18 protein-coding genes are annotated in these 21,714 nt (G+C 61.1%); 14 read left to right on the forward strand and 4 right to left on the reverse strand.

Translation table 11 applies throughout. The features are described from left to right. Positions 1–134: 134 nt before the first annotated feature. A complete protein-coding gene (gene bioB / locus JJD66_RS07485; RefSeq protein ID WP_014720209.1) occupies positions 135–1,190 on the reverse strand; it encodes a biotin synthase BioB in 1,056 nt (351 codons plus the stop codon). A gap of 92 nt (positions 1,191–1,282) precedes the next feature. Here bioB and JJD66_RS07490 point away from each other — a divergent pair, with 92 nt between their 5' ends. The 5 genes from JJD66_RS07490 (at position 1,283) to rarD (ending at position 7,003) form a co-directional block, all read left to right on the forward strand. Beyond that, positions 1,283–2,020, forward strand: coding sequence for a ComF family protein (locus JJD66_RS07490; RefSeq protein WP_200647893.1), 738 nt, complete (start codon positions 1,283–1,285; stop codon positions 2,018–2,020). Between the two features lie 58 nt (positions 2,021–2,078). Then, positions 2,079–2,843 carry a TOBE domain-containing protein gene (locus JJD66_RS07495; protein WP_198862356.1) on the forward strand — a complete coding sequence of 255 codons (765 nt, stop codon included), beginning with the start codon at positions 2,079–2,081 and terminating at the stop codon, positions 2,841–2,843. A 79-nt stretch (positions 2,844–2,922) separates the two neighbouring features. Next, positions 2,923–4,821 (forward strand): PhoX family protein, encoded by a 1,899-nt coding sequence (locus JJD66_RS07500; protein ID WP_105228767.1) that lies wholly within the window; start codon positions 2,923–2,925, stop codon positions 4,819–4,821. 161 nt (positions 4,822–4,982) lie between these two features. After that, positions 4,983–5,957: a serine/threonine protein kinase gene (locus tag JJD66_RS07505; protein WP_034128855.1), complete on the forward strand. Its 975-nt coding sequence runs from the start codon at positions 4,983–4,985 to the stop codon at positions 5,955–5,957. Positions 5,958–6,118: 161 nt separating this feature from the next. Further along, positions 6,119–7,003 carry an EamA family transporter RarD gene (rarD, locus tag JJD66_RS07510; RefSeq protein ID WP_034128856.1) on the forward strand — a complete coding sequence of 295 codons (885 nt, stop codon included), beginning with the start codon at positions 6,119–6,121 and terminating at the stop codon, positions 7,001–7,003. Positions 7,004–7,225: 222 nt separating this feature from the next. Here rarD and JJD66_RS07515 read toward each other — a convergent pair whose 3' ends face one another. Beyond that, positions 7,226–7,738: a glycine cleavage system protein R gene (locus tag JJD66_RS07515; RefSeq protein ID WP_003194815.1), complete on the reverse strand. Its 513-nt coding sequence runs from the start codon at positions 7,736–7,738 to the stop codon at positions 7,226–7,228. Positions 7,739–8,058: 320 nt separating this feature from the next. On the opposite strand from JJD66_RS07515, the gene JJD66_RS07520 reads away from it, so the two are divergent. Further along, positions 8,059–10,236, forward strand: a complete 2,178-nt coding sequence (locus tag JJD66_RS07520; RefSeq protein ID WP_200647894.1) for a malate synthase G — start codon at positions 8,059–8,061, stop codon at positions 10,234–10,236. A gap of 155 nt (positions 10,237–10,391) precedes the next feature. Here the strand turns inward: JJD66_RS07520 and JJD66_RS07525 are convergent, their stop codons facing one another. Next, the gene (locus tag JJD66_RS07525; protein WP_019817416.1) at positions 10,392–10,838 is read right to left on the reverse strand and encodes a response regulator; all 447 of its coding nucleotides are present in this window, start codon (positions 10,836–10,838) and stop codon (positions 10,392–10,394) included. A 247-nt stretch (positions 10,839–11,085) separates the two neighbouring features. Between JJD66_RS07525 and JJD66_RS07530 the strand changes: the two genes are divergently transcribed. From JJD66_RS07530 to JJD66_RS07565, 8 genes are all read left to right on the forward strand, one after another. Continuing rightward, positions 11,086–13,008 carry a putative nucleotidyltransferase substrate binding domain-containing protein gene (locus JJD66_RS07530; RefSeq protein WP_200647949.1) on the forward strand — a complete coding sequence of 641 codons (1,923 nt, stop codon included), beginning with the start codon at positions 11,086–11,088 and terminating at the stop codon, positions 13,006–13,008. Beyond that, positions 13,005–13,712, forward strand: a complete 708-nt coding sequence (locus tag JJD66_RS07535; RefSeq protein WP_200647895.1) for a 3'-5' exonuclease — start codon at positions 13,005–13,007, stop codon at positions 13,710–13,712. The genes JJD66_RS07530 and JJD66_RS07535 overlap by 4 nt, the downstream gene beginning before the upstream one ends. A 147-nt stretch (positions 13,713–13,859) precedes the next feature. Then, positions 13,860–14,378 carry an RNA polymerase sigma factor gene (locus tag JJD66_RS07540; RefSeq protein WP_200647896.1) on the forward strand — a complete coding sequence of 173 codons (519 nt, stop codon included), beginning with the start codon at positions 13,860–13,862 and terminating at the stop codon, positions 14,376–14,378. Continuing rightward, entirely contained in the window at positions 14,375–15,343 is a 969-nt protein-coding gene (locus JJD66_RS07545) for a FecR domain-containing protein (RefSeq protein ID WP_054920742.1), read from the forward strand. The genes JJD66_RS07540 and JJD66_RS07545 overlap by 4 nt, the downstream gene beginning before the upstream one ends. A gap of 206 nt (positions 15,344–15,549) precedes the next feature. Continuing rightward, complete coding sequence (locus JJD66_RS07550; RefSeq protein ID WP_200647897.1) at positions 15,550–17,979, forward strand: TonB-dependent siderophore receptor; 2,430 nt, start codon at positions 15,550–15,552, stop codon at positions 17,977–17,979. 62 nt (positions 17,980–18,041) lie between these two features. After that, complete coding sequence (locus tag JJD66_RS07555) at positions 18,042–19,145, forward strand: PepSY-associated TM helix domain-containing protein (protein ID WP_198714414.1); 1,104 nt, start codon at positions 18,042–18,044, stop codon at positions 19,143–19,145. Then, on the forward strand, positions 19,142–19,324 hold the full coding sequence (locus tag JJD66_RS07560) for a hypothetical protein (protein WP_105228775.1): 183 nt from the start codon (positions 19,142–19,144) through the stop codon (positions 19,322–19,324). The genes JJD66_RS07555 and JJD66_RS07560 overlap by 4 nt, the downstream gene beginning before the upstream one ends. 162 nt (positions 19,325–19,486) lie before the next feature. Beyond that, complete coding sequence (locus tag JJD66_RS07565; protein WP_200647898.1) at positions 19,487–20,116, forward strand: glutathione S-transferase family protein; 630 nt, start codon at positions 19,487–19,489, stop codon at positions 20,114–20,116. Between the two features lie 207 nt (positions 20,117–20,323). Here the strand turns inward: JJD66_RS07565 and creD are convergent, their stop codons facing one another. Beyond that, positions 20,324–21,673, reverse strand: coding sequence for a cell envelope integrity protein CreD (gene creD, locus JJD66_RS07570; RefSeq protein WP_200647899.1), 1,350 nt, complete (start codon positions 21,671–21,673; stop codon positions 20,324–20,326). Between the last annotated feature and the right edge of the window lie 41 nt (positions 21,674–21,714).

Below are 21,714 nucleotides of genomic sequence, written 5' to 3' on the forward strand. Positions count from 1 at the left end.
TTAACAGATTCAACTCAATCTAATGGGGGAGCTGGCTTGCCTGCGATAGCGGTCCTTCTGACACTTCAATACTGAAAGTGCCGCCGCCATCGCAGGCAAGCCAGCTCCCACACTGGAATGCATTCCAAAGATGGTTACACCACAGCGTTGTAGAACTGCTCGCTGCTCTTTTGCTCCACCAACGCCTGCTCGATCGCCGCCTGATGCACTTCATCGGCATGCTCTTCACGGGCTTCGGGCAGGATGCCCAGGCGTGCGAACAGTTGCATATCCTTGTCCGCCTGGGGGTTGGCGGTGGTCAGCAGTTTGTCGCCGTAGAAGATCGAGTTGGCGCCGGCAAAAAAGGCCAGGGCCTGCATCTGCTCATTCATGGCTTCGCGGCCAGCCGACAGGCGCACGTGGGACTGCGGCATCAGGATGCGCGCCACCGCCAGCATGCGGATGAAATCGAAGGGGTCGATGTCATCGGCGTTTTCCAACGGTGTGCCCGCCACTTTCACCAGCATGTTGATCGGCACCGACTCCGGATGCTCCGGCAGGTTGGCCAACTGGATCAGCAAGTTGGCGCGGTCGTCGAGAGACTCGCCCATGCCAAGGATGCCGCCCGAACAGATCTTCATCCCCGAGTCACGCACGTACGCCAGGGTTTGCAGGCGCTCGCTGTAGGTGCGGGTGGTGATGATCGAGCCGTAGAACTCCGGCGAGGTGTCGAGGTTGTGGTTGTAGTAGTCCAGGCCGGCCTGGGCCAGGGCTTCGGTCTGGTCCTGGTCAAGGCGACCGAGAGTCATGCAGGTTTCCAGGCCCATGGCCTTCACGCCTTTGACCATTTCCAGCACATAGGGCATGTCTTTGGCCGACGGATGTTTCCATGCCGCGCCCATGCAGAAACGCGTCGAACCGATGGCCTTGGCACGTGCGGCCTCTTCGAGGACCTTCTGCACCTCCATCAGCTTCTCTTTTTCCAGGCCAGTGTTGTAGTGGCCCGACTGCGGACAATATTTGCAATCTTCCGGGCAGGCGCCGGTCTTGATCGACAGCAGCGTCGACACTTGCACGCGGTTGGCGTCGAAATGCGCGCGGTGCACGGTCTGCGCCTGGAACAACAGGTCGTTGAAGGGCTGCACGAACAGGGCTTTGACTTCAGCTAAAGACCAATCGTGACGCAGGGTGGCAGAGGTGCTGGCGCTCATGGGCGATTCCTTGATTATGCTTTGGCAAGCGCTGCGGGAAAGGCAATACCCACAGGCACGACACGGATGCTCGGCATATTTAAGGAAGATTCATGCACTGTCAACCTGAGCACAAACACCAAGTTTACATCTGGTCAAAAAGCATACAGCCTTGTTTGATCTGCGATGAGTGCATCGAATCAGACGAGCCCCTGTGCAGCGCCTGCGAAACAGAATTGCCATGGCTGATGGAACAGTGCGAACGCTGCGCACTGCCCTTACCCATGGACGGACTGCTCTGCGGCCAGTGCCAAAAACAGCCACCGGCCTTTCACCAGGTGGTCGCGCCATGGACCTACAGTTTTCCCGTGGACACCCTGATCAGCCGCTTCAAGCATCAGGCGCGTTGGCCGCTGGGGCACTTGCTGGCGCGTCTGCTGGGGCAGCACTTGCAGCATCGCTTCGATAACGCCGAACTGGAGCGCCCCGACTGCCTGCTACCGGTGCCCATGGCGCGCAAACGCCTGCGCGAACGCGGCTTTAATCAAGCGTTGATGCTGGCCCGCTGGCTCAATCACGCCCTCGACATTCCCTTTGATGACCACGCGCTCTTACGCCCCCATGAAACCGTGGCGCAGCAAGACCTCGATGCCAAGACCCGCAAACGCAACCTGCTCAACGCCTTCGCACTGGCCCCCGGCATCCGGGTTACCGGGCAACATCTGGCGCTGGTAGACGACGTCCTCACCACCGGCGCCACGGCCCACAGCCTGGCGCGCTTGTTGATAAACGCCGGCGCGCGCCAGGTGGATGTGTATTGCCTGGCCCGTACGCCCAAACCCGGCAGCTGACTTGACTCCCCTGCGCCAGCGCGGCAACGTCGGCGCATCTCACCCAAGCGTATCTGCCATGTCTGTGCCCAGCCCTCTCAGCCAACACATCATCCGCCGCCCCCAGCGTATTGCCTTGCTGGGGCATATCGCCGAGCAGGGCTCCATCACCCGTGCGGCCAAGAGTGCCGGGTTGAGTTACAAGGCCGCCTGGGACGCCATTGATGAACTGAACAACCTGGCGCAAAAACCGCTGGTGCAACGCAGCGTCGGTGGCAAGGGCGGTGGCGGCGCCAAACTGACTCAGGAAGGCGAACGGGTGCTGCGCCTCTATCAACGCCTACAACTGCTTCAGGCCGAGATCCTTGGCTCGGACGAAGCGGCCAGCGACTTCAACCTGCTGGGCCGCTTGATGCTGCGCACCAGCGCGCGCAACCAATTGCACGGCCAGGTCAGCACCATAGAGAGCCATGGCCACAACGACATGATCCGCCTGCAATTGGCCGGCGGCCTGCACCTCGACGCACAGATCACCCACGACAGCACCCTGCGCCTGGAACTGCAGACCGGTGTGGAAGTAGTGGCCCTGATCAAGGCCGGGTGGCTTGAATTACTGGCGGACGGGCAAGCTGAAACACTTGGACACAATTGCCTGGAAGGCAGGATCGAGACCATTCTCGCCGCCGAAGACGGCCCCAGCGAGGTGCGTATTGCCCTGCCCAACGGCCAAGTGTTGTGCGCGCTGGCGCCGCCCGTCGCACTCAAGGCCATTGATGCAGCGCAGGGCCAGCCGATCCGCGTGCAGTTTGCACCCAGCCATGTATTGCTTGGCACCCCGGTGTAACGGGCGCGCGTCTTCAAGCTGCAACAATTCGGTCACAAGCGCTGCTTAAGGTGTCTGCAAAAACCTTAAGGAGCCTGTGATGAGCCTATTAGAAGAAAACCAAGCCACCGACCTTGAACAGATGGTGGGCCTGACCCGCCGTCGCTTTATCGGCGCAGGCGCCCTGTGCGGCGCCGCGATGTTTCTCGGCGGTAACCTGCTGAGCCGCAGCGCCCTGGCCGTGAATGCCGCTACCGCCAGCCCGTTGCTGGGGTTCACCAGCATCGCCGCCGCCACCAGCGACACCATCACCCTGCCACCGGGCTACAGTGCTTCGGTGTTGATCAGTTGGGGCCAGCCCCTGCACAAGAACGCCCCGGCTTTCGACCCGTCCGGCCATGGCACCGCCAAGGCTCAGGAACAACAGTTCGGCGACAACAACGACGGCATGAGCCTGTTTCCATTCCCCGGTGACGACAACCGCGCGCTGATGGCGATCAACAATGAATACACCAACTATCGCTACCTCTACGCCCACGGCGGCGCGCCACAATCTGCCGAAGACGTGCGCAAGGCCCTGGCCAGCGAAGGCGTGTCGGTGATCGAAGTGCGCCGCAAGGGTGACACCTGGCAGTTCGTCCAGGATTCGCGCTACAACCGGCGTATCCACGGCAATTCACCGATCCGTTTGAGTGGCCCTGCCGCCGGCCATGACTGGCTGAAAACCGGCGCCGACAAGAGCGGCAAAAAAGTCCTCGGCACGTTCCAGAACTGCGCCAACGGCAAGACGCCGTGGGGCACCTACCTGACCTGCGAAGAAAACTTCACCGACTGCTTCGGCAGCAGCAACCCGCAGCAAACCTTCGACGCAGGGCAGAAGCGCTACGGCGTGGTGGCCGCCAGCAAAGACATCAACTGGCATCAGCACGACCCGCGCTTTGATATGGCCAAGAACCCCAACGAACTCAATCGCCATGGTTGGGTGGTGGAAATCGACCCGTTCGATCCGCAATCCACGCCAGTCAAACGCACGGCGCTGGGGCGCTTCAAACACGAAAACGCGGCCCTCGCCGAAACCCGTGACGGTCGCGCCGTGGTGTACATGGGCGACGATGAACGCGGTGAATTCATCTACAAGTTCATCAGCCGCGATCAGATCAACCACAACAACCCGAAGGCCAACAAAGACCTGCTCGACCACGGCACCTTGTACGTGGCGATCTTCGACGCGGGCGACGGCAACGCCGACCATCCCAAGGGCAAAGGCCAGTGGGTTGAACTCACCCATGGCAAAAACGGCATCGACGCCAGCAGCGGTTTCGCCAACCAGGCCGAGGTGCTGATTCATGCCCGCCTGGCCGCCAGCGTGGTGAAAGCCACTCGCATGGACCGCCCGGAATGGATCGTGGTCAGCCCCACCGACGGCCAGGTCTACTGCACCCTGACCAACAACGCCAAGCGCGGCGAAGAGGGCCAGCCGGTAGGCGGCCCCAACCCACGGGAGAAGAACGTATACGGCCAGATCCTGCGCTGGAAAGCCGACGCCGATAACCACGGTGCCACGGACTTCACCTGGGACCTGTTCGTGGTGGCCGGCAACCCCGGCGTACATGCCGGCAACCCCAAGGGCGGCTCGTCCAACATCAACCCGCAAAACATGTTCAACAGCCCCGACGGCCTGGGCTTCGACAAAGCCGGGCGCCTGTGGATCCTGACCGATGGCGACTACAGCAACGCCGGCGACTTTGCGGGCATGGGTAATAACCAGATGCTGTGTGCCGACCCGAGCACGGGTGAAATCCGTCGCTTCATGGTGGGGCCGGTGGCGTGTGAAGTGACGGGGATCAGCTTTTCGCCGGACCAGAAAACGTTGTTCGTGGGCATTCAGCACCCAGGGGAAACCGGTGGCTCGACCTGGCCGGAACACCTGCCCAATGGCAAACCGCGGTCTTCGGTGATGGCGATTCGGCGGGATGATGGCGGGATCGTAGGCGCCTGATAGACCGCTATCGCAGGCAAGCCAGCTCCCACATCTCGATGTGTAAATACATGCCAGTGTGGGAGCTGGCTTGCCTGCGAAGGCGTCCGCACAGCCACCGCCTATCTATGCTGTTACCATACCCGGCCGGACGCGGCGCCCTGCTGCGCGCAGGAGTTCGCATGGCCCACCCGTTTGAAACACTCACCCCAGACCTGGTGCTCGACGCCGTCGAAAGCATCGGTTTCCTCAGCGACGCGCGGGTTCTGGCGCTCAACAGCTACGAAAACCGCGTGTACCAAGTGGGCATCGAAGACGCCGAACCGCTGATCGCCAAGTTCTATCGCCCCCAGCGCTGGACCAACGAGGCGATCCTGGAAGAACACCGCTTCACCTTCGAACTGGCCGAGTGCGATGTACCGGTGGTCGCCCCATTGATCCACAACGGCGAGAGCCTGTTCGAACACGCAGGTTTCCGCTTCACCCTGTTTCCCCGCCGTGGCGGCCGCGCGCCGGAGCCGGGCAACCTCGATCAGCTTTACCGACTTGGGCAACTGCTCGGGCGTTTGCACGCGGTGGGCTCCACCCGCCCGTTCGAACACCGCGAAGCCCTGGGGGTGAAGAATTTCGGTCACGACTCCCTCACCACCTTGCTTGAAGGCAACTTCATTCCCAAAAGCCTGTTGCCGGCCTACGAGTCCGTGGCCCGCGACCTGCTCAAGCGTGTGGAAGAGGTTTACAAGGCCACGCCGCACAAGAACATCCGTATGCACGGTGACTGCCACCCCGGCAACATGATGTGCCGCGACGAGATGTTCCATATCGTCGACCTGGATGACTGCCGCATGGGCCCGGCGGTGCAAGACCTGTGGATGATGCTGGCTGGCGACCGCCAGGAATGCCTCGGCCAGCTCTCGGAACTGATGGACGGCTATCAGGAATTCCACGACTTCGACCCGCGCGAACTGGCGCTGATCGAGCCGCTGCGCGCCCTGCGCCTGATGCACTACAGTGCCTGGCTCGCACGACGCTGGGACGACCCGGCGTTTCCCCATAGCTTTCCGTGGTTTGGCAGCGAGCGGTATTGGGGCGACCAGGTGCTGGCGTTGCGTGAGCAACTGTCGGCGCTCAATGAAGAACCGCTAAAACTCTTCTGACCTGGCCCTGCCTCCTGTGGGAGCTGGCTTGCCTGCGATGGCGGCGGTGAATTCACTATTGCTATCGCAGGCAAGCCAGCTCCCACCAAAAAGCGGCGCCCATTGTCTGACAAATATCCTTACAATTGCGCTTTGTTAGCTGCCTGAGCAAGGATTCTGCAATGCAAGCCGCCAACCCCCGCAAGGGGTACATCCTGGGCCTGAGCGCCTATGTCATCTGGGGTCTATTCCCGCTCTACTTCAAAGCCATCGCCAGCGTGCCCGCCGCCGAGATCATTGTGCACCGCGTATTGTGGTCGGCACTGTTCGGTGGGCTGTTGCTGATGGTGTGGAAACATCCCGGCTGGTTTCGCGAACTGCGCGACAACCCCAAGCGCCTGGCGATCCTGGCCCTCAGCGGTTCGTTGATCGCCGCTAATTGGCTGACCTATGTGTGGTCGGTGAACACCGGGCGCATGCTTGAAGCGAGCCTGGGTTACTACATCAACCCGCTGGTGAATGTGCTGCTGGGCATGCTGATCCTCGGCGAGCGCCTGCGCCGTTTGCAATGGGTAGCCGTGGGGTTGGCAGCGGTAGGTGTGGCGCAGCAGGTGTGGCAAGTCGGTAGCCTGCCGTGGGTGTCGCTGGCGCTGGCGCTGACGTTCGGCTTCTACGGTTTGATCCGCAAGCAGGCGCCGGTCAAGGCGCTGCCAGGCCTGGTGGTGGAAACCTGGATGCTGGTACCCATTGCCGTCGCCTGGTTGCTGTTCAACCCGACCGCCCACAGCGCGCAACTGGCGTTCTGGAGCACCTCCGAAGCCTGGTGGCTGGTGGCCGCAGGCCCGGTGACGCTGATTCCCCTGGTGTGCTTCAACGCCGCTGCACGGCACTTGCCCTACACCGCCCTGGGCTTTTTGCAGTATGTGGCGCCAACGCTGGTGTTGCTCGAAGCCGTGCTGTTGTTCGGTGAACACCTGGCGCCGAGCACCCTGATCGCCTTCGCCTTTATCTGGGCCGGGTTGGTGGTGTACAGCCTGGATGCCTGGCTGACTGTGCGCAAACGCTGATCAAATAACGTACAAATCTCTGCAAGCCACGACTTTCGTGGCTTGCAGCGTTCCACCCAAAGGTTATCCACACCCTGATCCCCGCCATTTGTGCACAAGCCCTTGAAACTGCTCGTTTTTTGCTCAACTTGCGCAGAAGGCCGGCGGGCGTGGCCTGGCGTCGGGTCTCTACAGGTTATCCACAGGCCCATGCAAGATTTCCCTGCATAACCTTGTGGATCGTTATTCCTCCTGACGCAACTCCACCATCAAGTCATCGGCCAAGGTTTCCAAGGCCTCTTGCAGGGTTTCCAGCGACAGCGTGGCCGGCACTTGCAACAACGCCTCGGCGTTGAACAGCGGATCACCGCTCATGGGCGCCGGGCGCACATCGGTGCTCAGGCGTTCCAGGTTGACGCCCTGCTGGCTCAGCAGCGCGGTGATCTCACGCACGATGCCCGAGCGATCATTGCCCACCAGGGTCATCAGGATCGGCTTGGACGCCGATGCCTGCCCGCTGCTGCCCTCACCCACCAACACGCGAATGCCATGGGTGGATAAATCCTCCAATGCCCCCACCAATGCCTGGCGCTGCTCGCTCGGCACGCTCACCCGCAGGATCCCGGCAAACTGCCCGGCCATATGCGCCATGCGGCTTTCCAGCCAGTTACCGCCATGACTGGCAATGTTCTGCGCGATGCGTTCAACCAGGCCGGGTTTGTCGGCGGCGATAATAGTGAGTACAAGATGGTCCATGGCGCAGTCCCTCGGTTGGTTGATCCTCGATTATAGACATGCCGCGTATATCCAGAAGGTACGCGTGATCGTTAACGTCCATCCCAGGCAAGCCAGCTCTCACAGACAAATCGTGTACCATTTTGATATTTATCTGGAACAATCCAATAGTTTTTTGAGAACATCCGGTTCTCCGCTGTGACCGTACGACCAAAGTGGGTCGCTAAACGACGTATTTAGTCTAATTTTCACAACCGCAAGTCATCATGTAGTATGCCCAACCGTGCACTACATAATGAAAATCTGAAAAAGCGCATAAGCTCCGCAGAGTGAGGCAAGCAATGACTGAACACGTTCAAGTCGGTGGCCTGCAGGTCGCCAAAGTCCTGTTCGACTTCGTGAACAACGAAGCCATTCCCGGTACCGGCATCACTGCCGACCAGTTCTGGGCCGGTGCCGACAAGGTCATCCATGACCTGGCCCCGAAGAACAAAGCCCTACTCGCCAAACGCGACGACTTCCAGGCGCGGATCGATACCTGGCACCAGACCCACGCCGGCCAGGCCCACGACCCGGTGGCCTACAAAGCCTTCCTGCAAGACATCGGCTACCTGTTACCAGAAGCCGCAGACTTCCAGGCCTCGACCCAAAACGTCGATGACGAGATTGCCCGCATGGCCGGCCCACAGCTGGTGGTGCCGGTGATGAACGCCCGCTTCGCCCTCAATGCCTCGAATGCGCGCTGGGGCTCGCTGTACGACGCGCTGTATGGCACCGACGCCATCAGCGAAGCCAACGGCGCCGAGAAGGGCAAGGGCTATAACAAAGTGCGTGGTGACAAGGTCATTGCCTTCGCCCGCGCCTTCCTCGACGAAGCCGCACCGCTGAGCGCCGGCAGCCATGTCGATTCCACCGCCTATAAAATCGTCGATGGCAAGCTGATCGTCAGCCTCAAAGGCGGCAGCAACAGCGGCCTGCGTGACGATGCCCAGTTGATCGGTTTCCAGGGCCCTGCGGCCGAGCCAATTGCGATCCTGCTCAAGCACAATGGCCTGCACTTCGAAATCCAGATCGACGCCAGCACCCCAGTCGGCCAGACCGACGCTGCCGGCTTCAAAGACGTGCTGATGGAAGCCGCGCTGACCACCATCATGGACTGCGAAGACTCCGTCGCCGCCGTGGATGCCGATGACAAAGTGGTGATCTACCGCAACTGGCTCGGCCTGATGAAGGGCGACCTGGCCGAAGAAGTGGCCAAGGGCGGCCAGACCTTCACCCGCACCATGAACCCTGACCGCGTCTACACCGGCGTGGATGGCAGCGACGTGACCCTGCATGGCCGTTCGCTGTTGTTCGTGCGCAACGTTGGCCACTTGATGACCATCGACGCGATCCTCGATAAAGACGGCAACGAAGTACCCGAAGGCATCCTCGACGGCCTGATCACCAGCCTGGCGGCGATCCACAGCCTCAACGGCAACAACACCCGCAAGAACAGCCGCACCGGTTCCGTATACATCGTGAAACCGAAGATGCACGGCCCGGAAGAAGCCGCGTTCACCAACGAACTGTTCGGTCGCATCGAAGAGGTGCTGAACCTGGCGCGCAACACCCTCAAGGTCGGGATCATGGACGAGGAGCGCCGCACCACGGTCAACCTCAAGGCCTGCATCAAGGCGGCCAGTGAGCGCGTGGTGTTTATCAACACCGGTTTCCTCGACCGCACTGGCGATGAAATCCACACCTCCATGGAAGCCGGCGCGATGGTGCGCAAGGCGGCCATGAAGGCAGAAAAATGGATCGGCGCCTATGAGAACTGGAACGTCGATATCGGCCTGAGCACCGGCTTGCAAGGTCGTGCACAGATCGGTAAAGGCATGTGGGCCATGCCCGACCTGATGGCGGCGATGCTTGAGCAGAAAATCGCCCACCCGTTGGCCGGTGCCAACACCGCCTGGGTACCGTCGCCGACCGCCGCGGCCCTGCATGCGTTGCACTACCACAAGGTTGATGTGTTCGCCCGCCAGGCCGAGCTGGCCAAGCGCGAGCGCGCTTCGGTGGACGATATCCTCACCATTCCTCTGGCCAGCAACACAGATTGGTCCGAGGAAGAAATCCGCAACGAACTGGACAACAACGCCCAGGGCATCCTCGGCTATGTGGTGCGTTGGATCGACCAGGGTGTGGGCTGCTCAAAGGTGCCGGACATCAACGATGTCGGCCTGATGGAAGACCGCGCCACCCTGCGTATTTCCAGCCAGCACATCGCCAACTGGCTGCGCCACGGCATTGTCAACGAAGACCAGGTGATGGAAAGCCTCAAGCGCATGGCGCCCGTGGTGGACCGCCAGAATGCCGGGGATGCGTTGTACCGCCCACTGGCTCCGGACTTCGACAGCAACATCGCATTCCAGGCAGCGGTGGAGTTGGTGATTGAAGGGACCAAGCAGCCTAATGGCTATACCGAGCCGGTGTTGCACCGCAGGCGTCGGGAGTTCAAGGCCAAGAACGGCCTGTAATGGAAAAAAGCCCTGATCGAAAGATCGGGGCTTTTTTATCAGTGTCAGTTAGACCGCGTTGCCTGAATCGCAGGCAAGCCAGCTCCCACAGGGAGTGCATTTCAAATGTGGGAGCCGGGCTTGCCCGCTAAGAGGCCAGGCCAGTCACCCCACACTCAGGGCACCATCCCCAACTCCCGCTTCACCAACTTCGCCAACTTCACGCTATCAATCGGCTTGAGCAAGAAATCCACCACGCTCAAATGCATCGCATCAATCACATCCGGCGCCTCCGCGTCTCCAGACATGATGATGATCGGCAACGCCGCACGGGTGGACTCACGCACCTGGCGGATCAATTCCAGGCCATTGCTGGGCGCCATGCGCAGGTCGGTGATCAGCAAACCGATGGAACTGCTCGTCTTCAACAAATCCCACGCAGCCTCGCCACTTTCGGCAGTCATGCAGCGAATACCATCGAGCCCAAGGATTTCCGCCAACAATTCACGCGCGTCCTTGTCGTCGTCCACGATCAAAACGCGTTGGGGGGGCAAATCGGGCTCCAGCATCACGGCGCTCAGCGCCTCGCGCTCGGCATCACTCAAAATATCGTGGTCGGACATACGTTTCTCAGCAGTTCTAATTCAATCTCCCAGCACACTCGTCAGACATCTGCGGAAGGGCGAACAATGTGCACTTCGTCGGAAAGTTTGCCTAGTGGGCGTTCTACGGGTTTTGCACGATTGCCATGTAAGGTTTTTCCCTAGTTTTGTGCGGTATTCCTCGACCTAGACTTACGTCCAATGGGCACCCACCGCGCAGGAGTCGACCATGCAGCACGATAACGACAAAAACACTGCGGTCACTGTTATGAGTAAAGCTGATGCATTCGCACAGGCGGGTAAAACCGCTGTGTTGCAGAACATCCACGGCACCCTGCAATTCCTGCAACGCTTCCCGCCGTTCAACCAGATGGAACAGGCGCACCTGGCTTTCCTGGTGGAACAGTGCCAACTGCGTTTCTACGGCCCCGGCGACAGCATCCTCAAACCGTCGGGCGGCCCGGTCGAGCACTTTTATATCGTCAAGCAGGGCCGGGTCGTGGGTGAGCGTCCAGACTCGGCGGACACCACCTTTGAAATCGCCACCGGCGAATGCTTCCCCCTCGCCGCCTTGCTGGGTGAACGCGCGACCCGTACAGAACACAAAGCCGCTGAAGACACCTTCTGCCTGCAATTGAACAAACCGGCCTTTATCAAGCTGTTCGCGCTGTCCAGCCCGTTTCGTGATTTCGCCTTGCGCGGGGTCAGCAGCCTGCTCGACCAGGTCAACCAGCAGGTACAGCAAAAAGCCGTGGAAACCCTCGGCACCCAATACTCCTTGAATACCCGCCTGGGTGAATTGGCCATGCGCCACCCGGTCACCTGCAGCCCGCACACACCGTTGCGCGAAGCGGTGACTTTGATGCACGAACAGCAGGTCGGCAGCATTGTGATCGTCAACGAACACAAGGCACCCCTGGGCATCTTCACCCTGCGCGATCTGCGCCAGGTGGTCGCCGATGGCACCAGCGACTTCAGCCAGAGCATTGCCGGGCATATGACCCAGGCGCCGTTTTACTTGAGCCCGGAGCACAGCGCTTTCGACGCAGCCATCGCCATGACCGAGCGGCATATCGCCCATGTGTGCCTGGTGCAAGACCAGCGCCTGTGTGGCGTGGTCTCCGAGCGTGACTTGTTTTCCTTGCAGCGTGTGGACCTGGTGCACCTGGCCCGCACCATCCGCAACGCGCCCCGGGTGGAAAACCTGGTGGCGATTCGCGGTGAAATCGGCCAGTTGGTGGAACGCATGCTCGCCCATGGCGCCTCATCCACCCAGATCACCCACATCATTACGCTGCTCAACGACCACACCGTGTGCCGGGTGATCGAGCTGACCCTCGCGGAGAAAGGCGACCCCGGTGTGCCCTTCAGTTGGCTGTGTTTTGGCAGCGAAGGCCGCCGCGAACAAACGCTGTACACCGACCAGGACAACGGCATCCTGTTCGAGGCCAAGGACGCCGTCGAAGCCGCCGAAAGGCGTGAGCGCTTGCTACCGCTGGCGCAGCACATTAACCAAAGCCTGGCGCTGTGCGGCTTCAGCCTGTGCAAGGGCAATATCATGGCCGGCAACCCCGAGCTGTGCTTGTCCCGCGTGGAGTGGGCGCGGCGCTTCGGCGCGTTCATTCGTGAGGCGACGCCGGAAAACCTGCTGGGCTCAAGCATCTATTTTGACTTGCGCGTGGTGTGGGGCGAAGAGCGCGGTTGCGAGCAGCTGCGCCAGGGCATTCTCGATCAGGTGGCGGATAACCGCTTGTTCCAACGGATGCTGGCCGAAAATGCACTACTGCGGCGCCCGCCGGTGGGGCGTTTCCGCGAGTTCGTGCTGACCCGCAAACATGGCGAAAAGGCCACCCTCGACCTCAAGGTGCAAGGCCTTACACCTTTTGTAGATGGCGCGCGCCTGTTGGCCCTGGCCAATGGCATCCACGCCAACAACACCCTGGAACGCCTGCGCCAGTTGGTGGACAAGGCCGTGATCGAACCCCTGGATGGCGCGGCCTATGAAGAGGCCTACCACTTTATCCAGCAGACCCGCATGCAGCAGCATCAATTGCAGACCCGCGAGAACCTGCCCTATTCCAACCGCGTCGATCCCGACAGCCTCAACCACCTGGACCGGCGCATTCTGCGTGAGTCCCTGCGCCAGGCCCAACGCCTGCAAAGCAGCCTGAGCTTGCGGTATCAACTGTGAGTTTGTTTGGCTGGTTGCGCGCCAAAAAACCTGGGCTCAGCGCTGCGCAACAGCAGCGCCTGGAACAGTTACCCAAGCCCGCCGAACTGGGCAACGGCCCATTGCGCAGCCAGCGCTGGGTAGTGGTGGACCTGGAAACCAGCGGCCTGAACCTTCACCGCGACCAGGTGCTGTCCATCGGCGCCGTGGTCATCGAAGACGGTGCGGTGGATTTCTCCCAACTGTTCGAACGCACCCTGCAGCGCACCGACACCAAGCTCAGCCCCAGTGTGCTGATCCACGGGCTGGGGCCCAGTGCAATTGCCGCCGGCAGCGACCCGGCCGAGGCGTTGCTGGATTTCATGGCGTTCGTGGGCGATAGTCCGCTGCTGGCCTTCCATGCGCCGTTTGATCAACACATGCTGTGCCGGGCGCTCAAGGACAGCCTGGGTTATCGCCTGGCCCATCCGTTCATGGATGTAGCAGACCTGGCCCCGCTGTTATGCCCAGAGGCGCATATCCGCGAAGCCGGGCTGGACGACTGGCTCAACCACTTCAGGCTACAGGCCGGCGAACGCCACCATGCCAGCGCCGATGCACTGGCGACGGCGGAGCTGATGTTGATCCTGTTCAGCCGGGCGCGGCAGCAACAGATCGATACGCCCCAGGCGCTGAATGAGCGTTTGGCCCAATGGAAACGACGCAAACAGTCCCCTTCCCTTTAACGCTTCGCGCCCGACGCGGAGCATCGCGGGATCATTCCTACGCAGAGCGCGGGAACGATCACCCGACAGACGCCAATTGCGCCCACCCCACGCCTCTGACACAATCGCGAATAATTCTCGTTAGTTTAAACCTTATTCGGTGATGCCTTGTCGTCGGTCCATACCCCACGCAGTGAGCTTGTTGGTGCGTTGTATCGCGACCACCGTGGCTGGCTGTTGGCGTGGCTGCGACGTAACGTGGGGTGCCCAAGCCGCGCCGAAGACCTGAGCCAGGACACCTTCATGCGCCTGCTGGGCCGTGATGAGTTGCGCGAGCCCCGCGAACCGCGGGCGTTCCTGGTGGCCATCGCCAAGGGTTTGCTGTTTGACTATTTCCGTCGTGCGGCCCTGGAACAGGCCTACCTCACTGAATTGATGCTGATGCCGGAAAACGAACAGCCTTCGCCGGAAGCCCAGCAACTGATCCTCGAAGACCTCAAGGCCATCGACCGCCTGCTCGGCAAATTGTCGAGCAAGGCCCGCGCCGCGTTCCTCTATAACCGCCTCGACGGCCTGGGCCATGCCGAAATCGCCCAGCGCCTGGGGGTGTCGGTGCCCCGCGTGCGCCAATACCTGGCCCAGGGCATTCGCCAGTGCTACATCGCACTGTATGGCGAGCCGTCGTGACCGCGATCGGCTCCAAACCGGTGTCGTCGCGCGTGCTGGATGCCGCGATTGCCTGGCAACTGTCCCTCGACTCGGGCGACGGCAGCGCGGTGGAACAGGAAGAGTTCAGCAAGTGGCTGGCCAGTGATGAGGAACACGCTCGCGCCTGGCGCCAGTTGGGCATGCTCGACCAGCGTTTCAGCGTGGCCTCAGGCCCGGCTCGGGCGGCGCTGCTGCAGTCGCGCCACGGCATTCGCCAGCGCGTGCGCAAGCTGGGCCGGGGCCTGGCCAGTATCGTGCTGGTGTGCGGCCTGGCGCTGTTTGCCGGTGAGCGTTACGTGCCTATTCACTATTGGCTGGCCGACCAGCGCACCGCCACCGGTGAACAGCGCACGCTGAAGCTGGCGGACGGCACGCGGATAAACCTCAACACCCACAGCGCCATTGATGTGCGCTTCGACGAAACACGCCGCTTGATCGTGTTGCAGGCAGGCGAAATCCTCGTCGAAACCGGCCACGACGATTCGCGCCCTTTCTACGTGCAAACCCGCGACGGCAGCCTGCGGGCGCTGGGTACCCGGTTTATCGTCAAGCGCGAAGACGACGCTACGCGACTGAGTGTGTTGCAGTCAGCCGTGGCCGCCCAGCCCGAGGCGCTGCACCAGGAACAAGTGTTCAAGGCGGGCCAGCAAGTGCTGATGCGCGGCGACGGGCTCGGGCCACTGTTGGCCGTCACGCCGGCTACCGATGCCTGGACGCGCGGCATGCTGGTAGTGGACAACGCTCGGCTGGGGGATGTGATCGAGGAATTGGCGCGCTATCGCACCGGCTACCTGGGGGTGGATAAGAACGTGGCCGACCTGCGCATCACCGGCAGTTTCCCGCTGCGCGACACCACGTTGGCATTGAATGCGCTGTTGCCGACCTTGCCGGTGCAGATCGAGCAGCACACGCCGTGGTGGGTGACCGTCAAGGGTAAGCCTTAGGTCCTGCAGCGCCTGGGCGATTGCTATCGCAGGCAAGCCAGCTCCCACATTTTGAATTGCGAACACCTTCAACTGTGGGAGCTGGCTGCCTGCGATGAGGCCCTCAAGCACACCTGCGAAAAATATTTTCACTCACCCCTATCACTTTTCGATTCTCGCTCGGCACCTAGGCAATTGAGAAATATTTCCATTCAGGAGCCGCCCTTATGTCCCGCACGCTAGACACCTTGTTGCGCCCCAGCCTGTTAGCCATGGCGATCGCCCTCAGCGCCCCGCTCGCCAGCACCCCGCTGATCGCCGCCGAACAAGCCTCCAGCGTGCGCGCCTATAACCTGCCGGCTGCGCCCCTGGCCACCACCCTGAACCAGATCGCCAGCCAGGCCGGCCTGGCGCTGACCCTCAACCCCGCACTCGCCGCCGGCAAGACCTCGGCGCCGGTCAAGGGCCAGTTCGATGCGCAGGGCGCGTTGCGTGAGGCCTTGCGCGGTACTGGCTTGCAGTTGGAACAAAGCAGTGTGGGCACTTACACCCTGATGCCGGTTCCGGAGGGCGTCGTTGCCTTGCCGACCACCAACATCACCGGCCAAGGCAGCTATGAAAGCGCCTGGGGGCCGGTGGAGGGATATGTAGCAAAGCGTACTGCCGCCGGCACCAAAACCGATACCGCGCTGGTCGAGGCACCACGCTCGATCTCGGTAGCCACCCGCGAGCAGATGCAGGACCGTAACGTGCAGAACCTCGACGATGCGGTCAAATACATGCCCGGTATCGTGTCTGCCAGCTACGGCAGCGACACCCGTTACGACTGGATGCGGGTACGCGGCTTCGAGCCGACGCAATTTCTCGATGGCCTGCCACTGCCACGCGGGGTGTATGCCAACCCGAAAGCTGAAACCTGGAACCTGGATCGCCTCGCTTTGCTGCGCGGTCCGGCCTCGTCAGTCTATGGCCAGACCCCTCCGGGCGGCCTGCTGGATATGGTCAGCCGCCGCCCCAGCGCCGAACAGAGCAGCGCGATCCAGGTGCAATACGGCAGCGACAACTATCGCCAGATCAACTTCGCCAGCACCGGCAAGATCGATGACGAAGGCCAGTTTCTCTATGGCCTCAGCGGCGTGGTACGTGATGCCGGTACGCAGGTCGACCATATCGACAACAAGCGCTACAACATCGCGCCCAGCCTGACCTGGAACATCGATACCGATACCAGGCTGACCTTGCTGTCGCAGTTCACCCGTGACGATACCGGGGCTACCAGCCAGTTCCTGCCGATAGTCGGCACCAAAATCAAGTCGCCACTGGGTGACGTTTCACATCATAAGAACCTGGGCGATCCGGACTACGAGTTCTACGACCGTACCTATTACGCACTCGGCTACGCATTCGAGCACCGCTTCAACGATACCTGGCAGTTCAAACAGAATCTGCGTTACACCAAATCAGAATTGTCGTTCCAACAATTGACCGTGGGCGCCTACGGCTGGGCACCGGTCGATGCCGAGGGCAATATCGACCGCTCTTCGACCAACGTGGACGAGAACATCGGACAATTGGCGGTAGATAACAACTTTCAGGCCGACTTCGCCACCGGTGACGTCACCCATACCCTTCTGCTCGGACTTGACCACCAGCGTACCGATACCTCGTACTTGTCGATTTACGGGCTGGCCGGACGAGTCAACATCTTCAACCCGGTCAACACCACGCCAGTTGAACGCCCGGCCCGTTCCAGCGCTTTCTACGACTACAACCAGAAAACCATCCAGACCGGTCTCTACGTCCAGGACCAGATGGCTCTTGATAACTGGCGCCTGACCCTGGGGGGCCGTGAAGACTGGGTGCACCAGGGCACCACGTACTTCAACAAAAACGACGCGACCAATACTGACCGCAGCAAGAATTTCAGCGGGAACGCGGCACTGAGCTATGTGTTCGACTCAGGCTTCGTACCGTATATCTCCTACGCCGAATCTTTCCAGCCGGCGAGCAACGCCAGCGCCTCCCCTACAGAGTCCTATAAACCCACCGTGGGCAAGCAGTGGGAATTGGGGATCAAATACCAACCGCCGGGCTCGAATACGTTGCTCAGTGCCGCGGTGTATGACCTGACCCAGAAGAACGTTCTGGTCAGCAGTTTCCAGTCTGGTGGAGTATCTGTCACCGACCAGACCGGCGAAGTGAAAGTCAAAGGCCTGGAGCTGGAAGCCATCTCTGACGTCACCGAAAACCTCAAGGTAATCGCGGCGTATACCCTGGCAAAATCCGAAGTGCAAAAAGGCGACTTCAAGGGCAACCGCCTGCAACTGATGCCTAACCAACAAGCGTCCTTGTGGACCGACTACACCTGGCACACCGGCGCCCTCGACGGTTTCGGCATCGGCTTCGGCGCACGCTACACAGGCAATACCTATGGCGACCAAGCCAATACCTGGGCCGGCAAGGCCAACGCCTACACCGTGTTCGACGGCGCCGTGCATTACGACCTCGGTCGCCTGGACAACAGTCTCAAGGGCGCGTCGGTGAAAGTGAACGCGACCAACCTGTTCAACAAAGACTACATTTCCACCTGTGATGGCTCCTATTGCTACCTCGGCGACCAACGCAGCGTTGTCGCCAGCGCCACCTACCAGTGGTAATCAGCTGAGCTAACCACCAGGCCGCCCAACAAGGCGGCTTTGGTGCATCTGAAGGCTAGACAATGAAAAGCAAAACCATCCGCCGCTGGTCCTTCATCCACACCTGGACCAGCCTGATCTGCACCGTATTCCTGCTGCTGCTCGCCCTCACCGGCCTGCCGTTGGTGTTTCACCACGAGATCGACCACCTGCTGGGCAATGAGCCCGAACTGGCGCAGATGCCTGCCGATACGCCCCGGCTCAACCTTGAGCAGCTTGTAGCCAAAGCCCAGGCCCATCGCCCCGGCGAGGCCATGCAGTACCTTGCCTGGGACGAAGACGACAACAACGGCGTGATCGCGATCATGGCGGCCACAGCCGGTACTGAGCCGAACTCGTCGCACACCTTCATGCTCGATGCACGCACTGGCGAAACCGTCGAAATGCCGTCTGCCAATGGGGGCTTCACTCTGTTCCTGCTGCGCCTGCATGTGGATATGTTTGCCGGTCTGCCCGGCAAGTTGTTGCTGGCGTTCATGGGCCTTCTGTTTGTGCTGGCGATTATCTCGGGCACGGTTTTGTACCTGCCATTCATGCGTCGCTTGAAGTTCGCCACGGTGCGCCAGGACAAGTCCACTCGCCTGCGCTGGCTCGACCTGCACAACCTGATCGGCGTGGTCACTTTGACCTGGGCGCTGGTAGTGGGTGTAACCGGCGTGATCAGCGCCTGCGCCGACCTGATCATCGCGGCGTGGCGCGAGGACAGCCTCAGCGCCATGATCGAACCCTACAAGAACGCCCCGCCGCTGACCCAGCGCGCGCCCGCCACGGAGCTGTTGAGCATTGCGGCCAAGGCCGCGCCCGGTATGGAACCGGACTTTATCGCCTTCCCCGGCACGCGTTTTTCCAGCGAACATCACTACGCCGTGTTCATGAAGGGCAGCACCCACCTGACCTCCCATTTGCTGACACCGGTACTGATCGACGCCAGCACCCTGGCCGTCACCGCCATCGCCGAACGGCCTTGGTACATGGACGCCATGGGCATGTCCCAGCCCCTGCATTTCGGTGATTACGGCGGCATGCCGATGAAGATTTTGTGGGCGGCGCTGGATGTGCTGACCATCATCGTGCTGGTGAGCGGCATTTACTTATGGATCGTACGGCGCAAGGCGGCCAAGGTATGAAGCCGCGGCAGTCGAATTTCTGGAAGGTCTTTGCCATACCGCTGGGGATTGGCCTGCTCAGTGCCGCCGGGTTGTTTGCGGCGTTGCTGGGCGATGGGTGGTGGGATTCGTTGAGTTGGATCGGGCTCGGGATACCGGCAATGATGGGTGTATGGGGGTTGGTTAAGCGGCGCGCTTGAGGTCGCTATCGCAGGCAAGCCAGCTCCCACATTTTGACCTGTGAACACAGTCCAATGTGGGAGCTGGCTTGCCTGCGATGAGGCCCGCAAAAACAACGCGGCCCCCTCGCCAGGCGCCGCACAACCCTCTAGGCTAGCCACACTTCACCTCGAGGAATGCCCATGTCCGCCCCCAGCATGACCTTGTTCCACAACCCCGCTTCGCCCTTCGTGCGCAAAGTGCGCGTGCTGCTGATCGAGACCGGCCAGCAGGATCGTGTGGCCCTGCACGCGTGCCTGCCCACGCCGGTCAACCCGGATGCCGAAGTGCTGCAAGGCAACCCCGTGGGCAAGATCCCGGCCCTGCGTCTGGCCGACAGTTCGGTATTGCACGACAGCCGGGTGATTCTCGACTATCTCGACCACCAGCATGTCGGCAGCCCGCTGATCCCCCGCGACGGCTCGGCCCGCTGGCGGCGCCTGACCCTGGCCTCGATGGCTGACGGCATCATGGATGCCGCCGTGCTGGTGCGTTACGAGACCGCCATGCGCCCGCCAGAAAAACACTGGGCCCCCTGGCTGGAAGAACAGCGCAACAAAATCCGCCGCGCCCTCGCCGAGCTGGAGCGGGACGCCATTGCCGAACTGGCCAGCCACTTCGACATCGCCGCCATCAGCGTGGCCTGTGCCCTGGGCTACATAGACTTTCGCCATCCGGATCTGCAATGGCGCATAGATAACCCCAAGCTCGCCGCGTGGTATGCCGAGGTCAGCCAGCGGTCTTCGATGCAGCAGACCCAACCCCCGGTTTGACCAGCCCCCTGTAGGAGCGAGCTTGTTGTGGCGAGGGAGCTTGCTCCCGCTCGACAGCGCAGCTGGAGCCGGCTTTATCAGGGGCGCTTCGCACCCCAGCGCAAGCAAGCTTGCTCGCCACAACAAGCTCGCTCCTACAGTGAAAGGTGGCGCTGGTGAGGAAGTCGACCATCCTCGCTTTCATCTGCTGATCTTCGCGCAATCCGATCATTGCCCTTGCTCCACCTTGCGTTTACCCACCCCGTACCAATCCAGTTTGCGCGTCAGCACCATCACCGTACCCAGCAGGCCAAACAGCAACAACGAGCCCATCAACAGCGCGTAATCCTCGGCACTGAGCAACCCGTACAGCAAGCCATACAACGCCGCCAGCCCGGCCGAAAACCCCACGCCGTGGGCGACGCTACGCAGCACATGGCATACGTAGAAGCCGATCAACACCACACAGGCGCTGGCGGATATCAGGTAGGCCAGGGCAAAGCCCAGATGCTCGGACAACGACAACAGCAGCAGGTAGAAGAACGCCAGCGCCACGCCCACCAGGGCGTACTGGATCGGGTGCACCGCCAAACTCTTGAGCACCTCGAAGAGGAAGAAGCCGGCAAAGGTCAGGGCGATAAACAACAGCGCATATTTGATCGCCCGATCGCTCTTGAGGTACTGGTCTACCGGGTCGATGAAGTTCACCCCAAAGCTGCGGTTGCTGAAGTCTTCACAGCCTTGCCCGTCCAGGCAGTTCTGCAGGGCTTGTTCGAGGTTGGTGGAGAAGAATGTCGTCTGCCAATTGGCGCTGAAGCCCTGGTCGTTCACCTCTCGTTGAGCCGGCAGGAAGTTGCCGACAAAGCTCGGGTGCGGCCAGTTGGACGCCAGTGATACCTGGCTGGTCTTGCCCACCGGCACTACTTGCAGTTGCTCGGTGCCTTGCAGGCGCAGGTCGAAGGCGAACTCCAGCACGGCGGGTTTCTTGCCGTCCTGCGCCGGCAGCGTCACATGCACGCCCTCACCCAGCCAGTCGACTTGGGAGCCTGGCGAGAACTCCAGCCGCTGGTCACCCAGCTCCAGTTTCAGCGCGTTTTCAATACCCCGAATATCACTGATGCCCACCGCCAAAAAAGCTGGTTCAAAGCGGTAGTCGGCGAAGTCTTCGGTGATCCCCAACTGCGCAGGCAAGTCGAAACGCCCGCTGATACGGTTGTCGGCGTGGAACAACCGCGCCTGATAGATGCCCCGTGAGCGCAGTTCGGTTTGCACCTTGCCGTCGAGCTCAAACCGGTCCGGCAGGAAATACAGACGGCCGCGTTCTTCACGGGTTTCTTCGTAGCGCTTGTTGAGCTTTTCATTGAGCTTCCACTCGCGCACGGTCTTGCGAAACGGCACCACCATTACCGGCCCGGTGAGGCGCTGGGCAAAGCTTGAGCTGCGGGCAATGTCCATCAGTACGCCGTCGCGCAGTTGCTGACGGTCGCTGATGATGCCGTTGATCATCAACAATGGAATCAGCAACAGCAGGATCAGCAGCGCAATCGCGCCCAATTTGAAAAGCAGGTTGCGGTTCATGGGTCTCTCCCTGTTTTGATGGGGAGAGTCTGCCCAGTCGG

It is taken from the genome of Pseudomonas sp. MF6751, assembly GCF_016613265.1.
Taxonomy (GTDB): Bacteria; Pseudomonadota; Gammaproteobacteria; order Pseudomonadales; family Pseudomonadaceae; genus Aquipseudomonas; species Aquipseudomonas fluorescens_BV.

What these genes read in the sequence shown, in the direction of transcription:
- JJD66_RS07555 (WP_198714414.1), top strand. Translation starts at nt 18,042, where the DNA reads ATGAAAAGCAAAACCATCCGCCGCTGGTCCTTCATCCACACCTGGACC.
- JJD66_RS07530 (WP_200647949.1), top strand. Translation starts at nt 11,086, where the DNA reads ATGAGTAAAGCTGATGCATTCGCACAGGCGGGTAAAACCGCTGTGTTG.
- JJD66_RS07505 (WP_034128855.1), top strand. Translation starts at nt 4,983, where the DNA reads ATGGCCCACCCGTTTGAAACACTCACCCCAGACCTGGTGCTCGACGCC.
- JJD66_RS07560 (WP_105228775.1), top strand. Translation starts at nt 19,142, where the DNA reads ATGAAGCCGCGGCAGTCGAATTTCTGGAAGGTCTTTGCCATACCGCTG.
- JJD66_RS07520 (WP_200647894.1), top strand. Translation starts at nt 8,059, where the DNA reads ATGACTGAACACGTTCAAGTCGGTGGCCTGCAGGTCGCCAAAGTCCTG.
- bioB (WP_014720209.1), bottom strand. Translation starts at nt 1,190, where the DNA reads ATGAGCGCCAGCACCTCTGCCACCCTGCGTCACGATTGGTCTTTAGCT.
- JJD66_RS07565 (WP_200647898.1), top strand. Translation starts at nt 19,487, where the DNA reads ATGTCCGCCCCCAGCATGACCTTGTTCCACAACCCCGCTTCGCCCTTC.
- JJD66_RS07500 (WP_105228767.1), top strand. Translation starts at nt 2,923, where the DNA reads ATGAGCCTATTAGAAGAAAACCAAGCCACCGACCTTGAACAGATGGTG.
- JJD66_RS07550 (WP_200647897.1), top strand. Translation starts at nt 15,550, where the DNA reads ATGTCCCGCACGCTAGACACCTTGTTGCGCCCCAGCCTGTTAGCCATG.
- creD (WP_200647899.1), bottom strand. Translation starts at nt 21,673, where the DNA reads ATGAACCGCAACCTGCTTTTCAAATTGGGCGCGATTGCGCTGCTGATC.
- JJD66_RS07495 (WP_198862356.1), top strand. Translation starts at nt 2,079, where the DNA reads ATGTCTGTGCCCAGCCCTCTCAGCCAACACATCATCCGCCGCCCCCAG.
- JJD66_RS07515 (WP_003194815.1), bottom strand. Translation starts at nt 7,738, where the DNA reads ATGGACCATCTTGTACTCACTATTATCGCCGCCGACAAACCCGGCCTG.
- JJD66_RS07490 (WP_200647893.1), top strand. Translation starts at nt 1,283, where the DNA reads ATGCACTGTCAACCTGAGCACAAACACCAAGTTTACATCTGGTCAAAA.
- rarD (WP_034128856.1), top strand. Translation starts at nt 6,119, where the DNA reads ATGCAAGCCGCCAACCCCCGCAAGGGGTACATCCTGGGCCTGAGCGCC.
- JJD66_RS07525 (WP_019817416.1), bottom strand. Translation starts at nt 10,838, where the DNA reads ATGTCCGACCACGATATTTTGAGTGATGCCGAGCGCGAGGCGCTGAGC.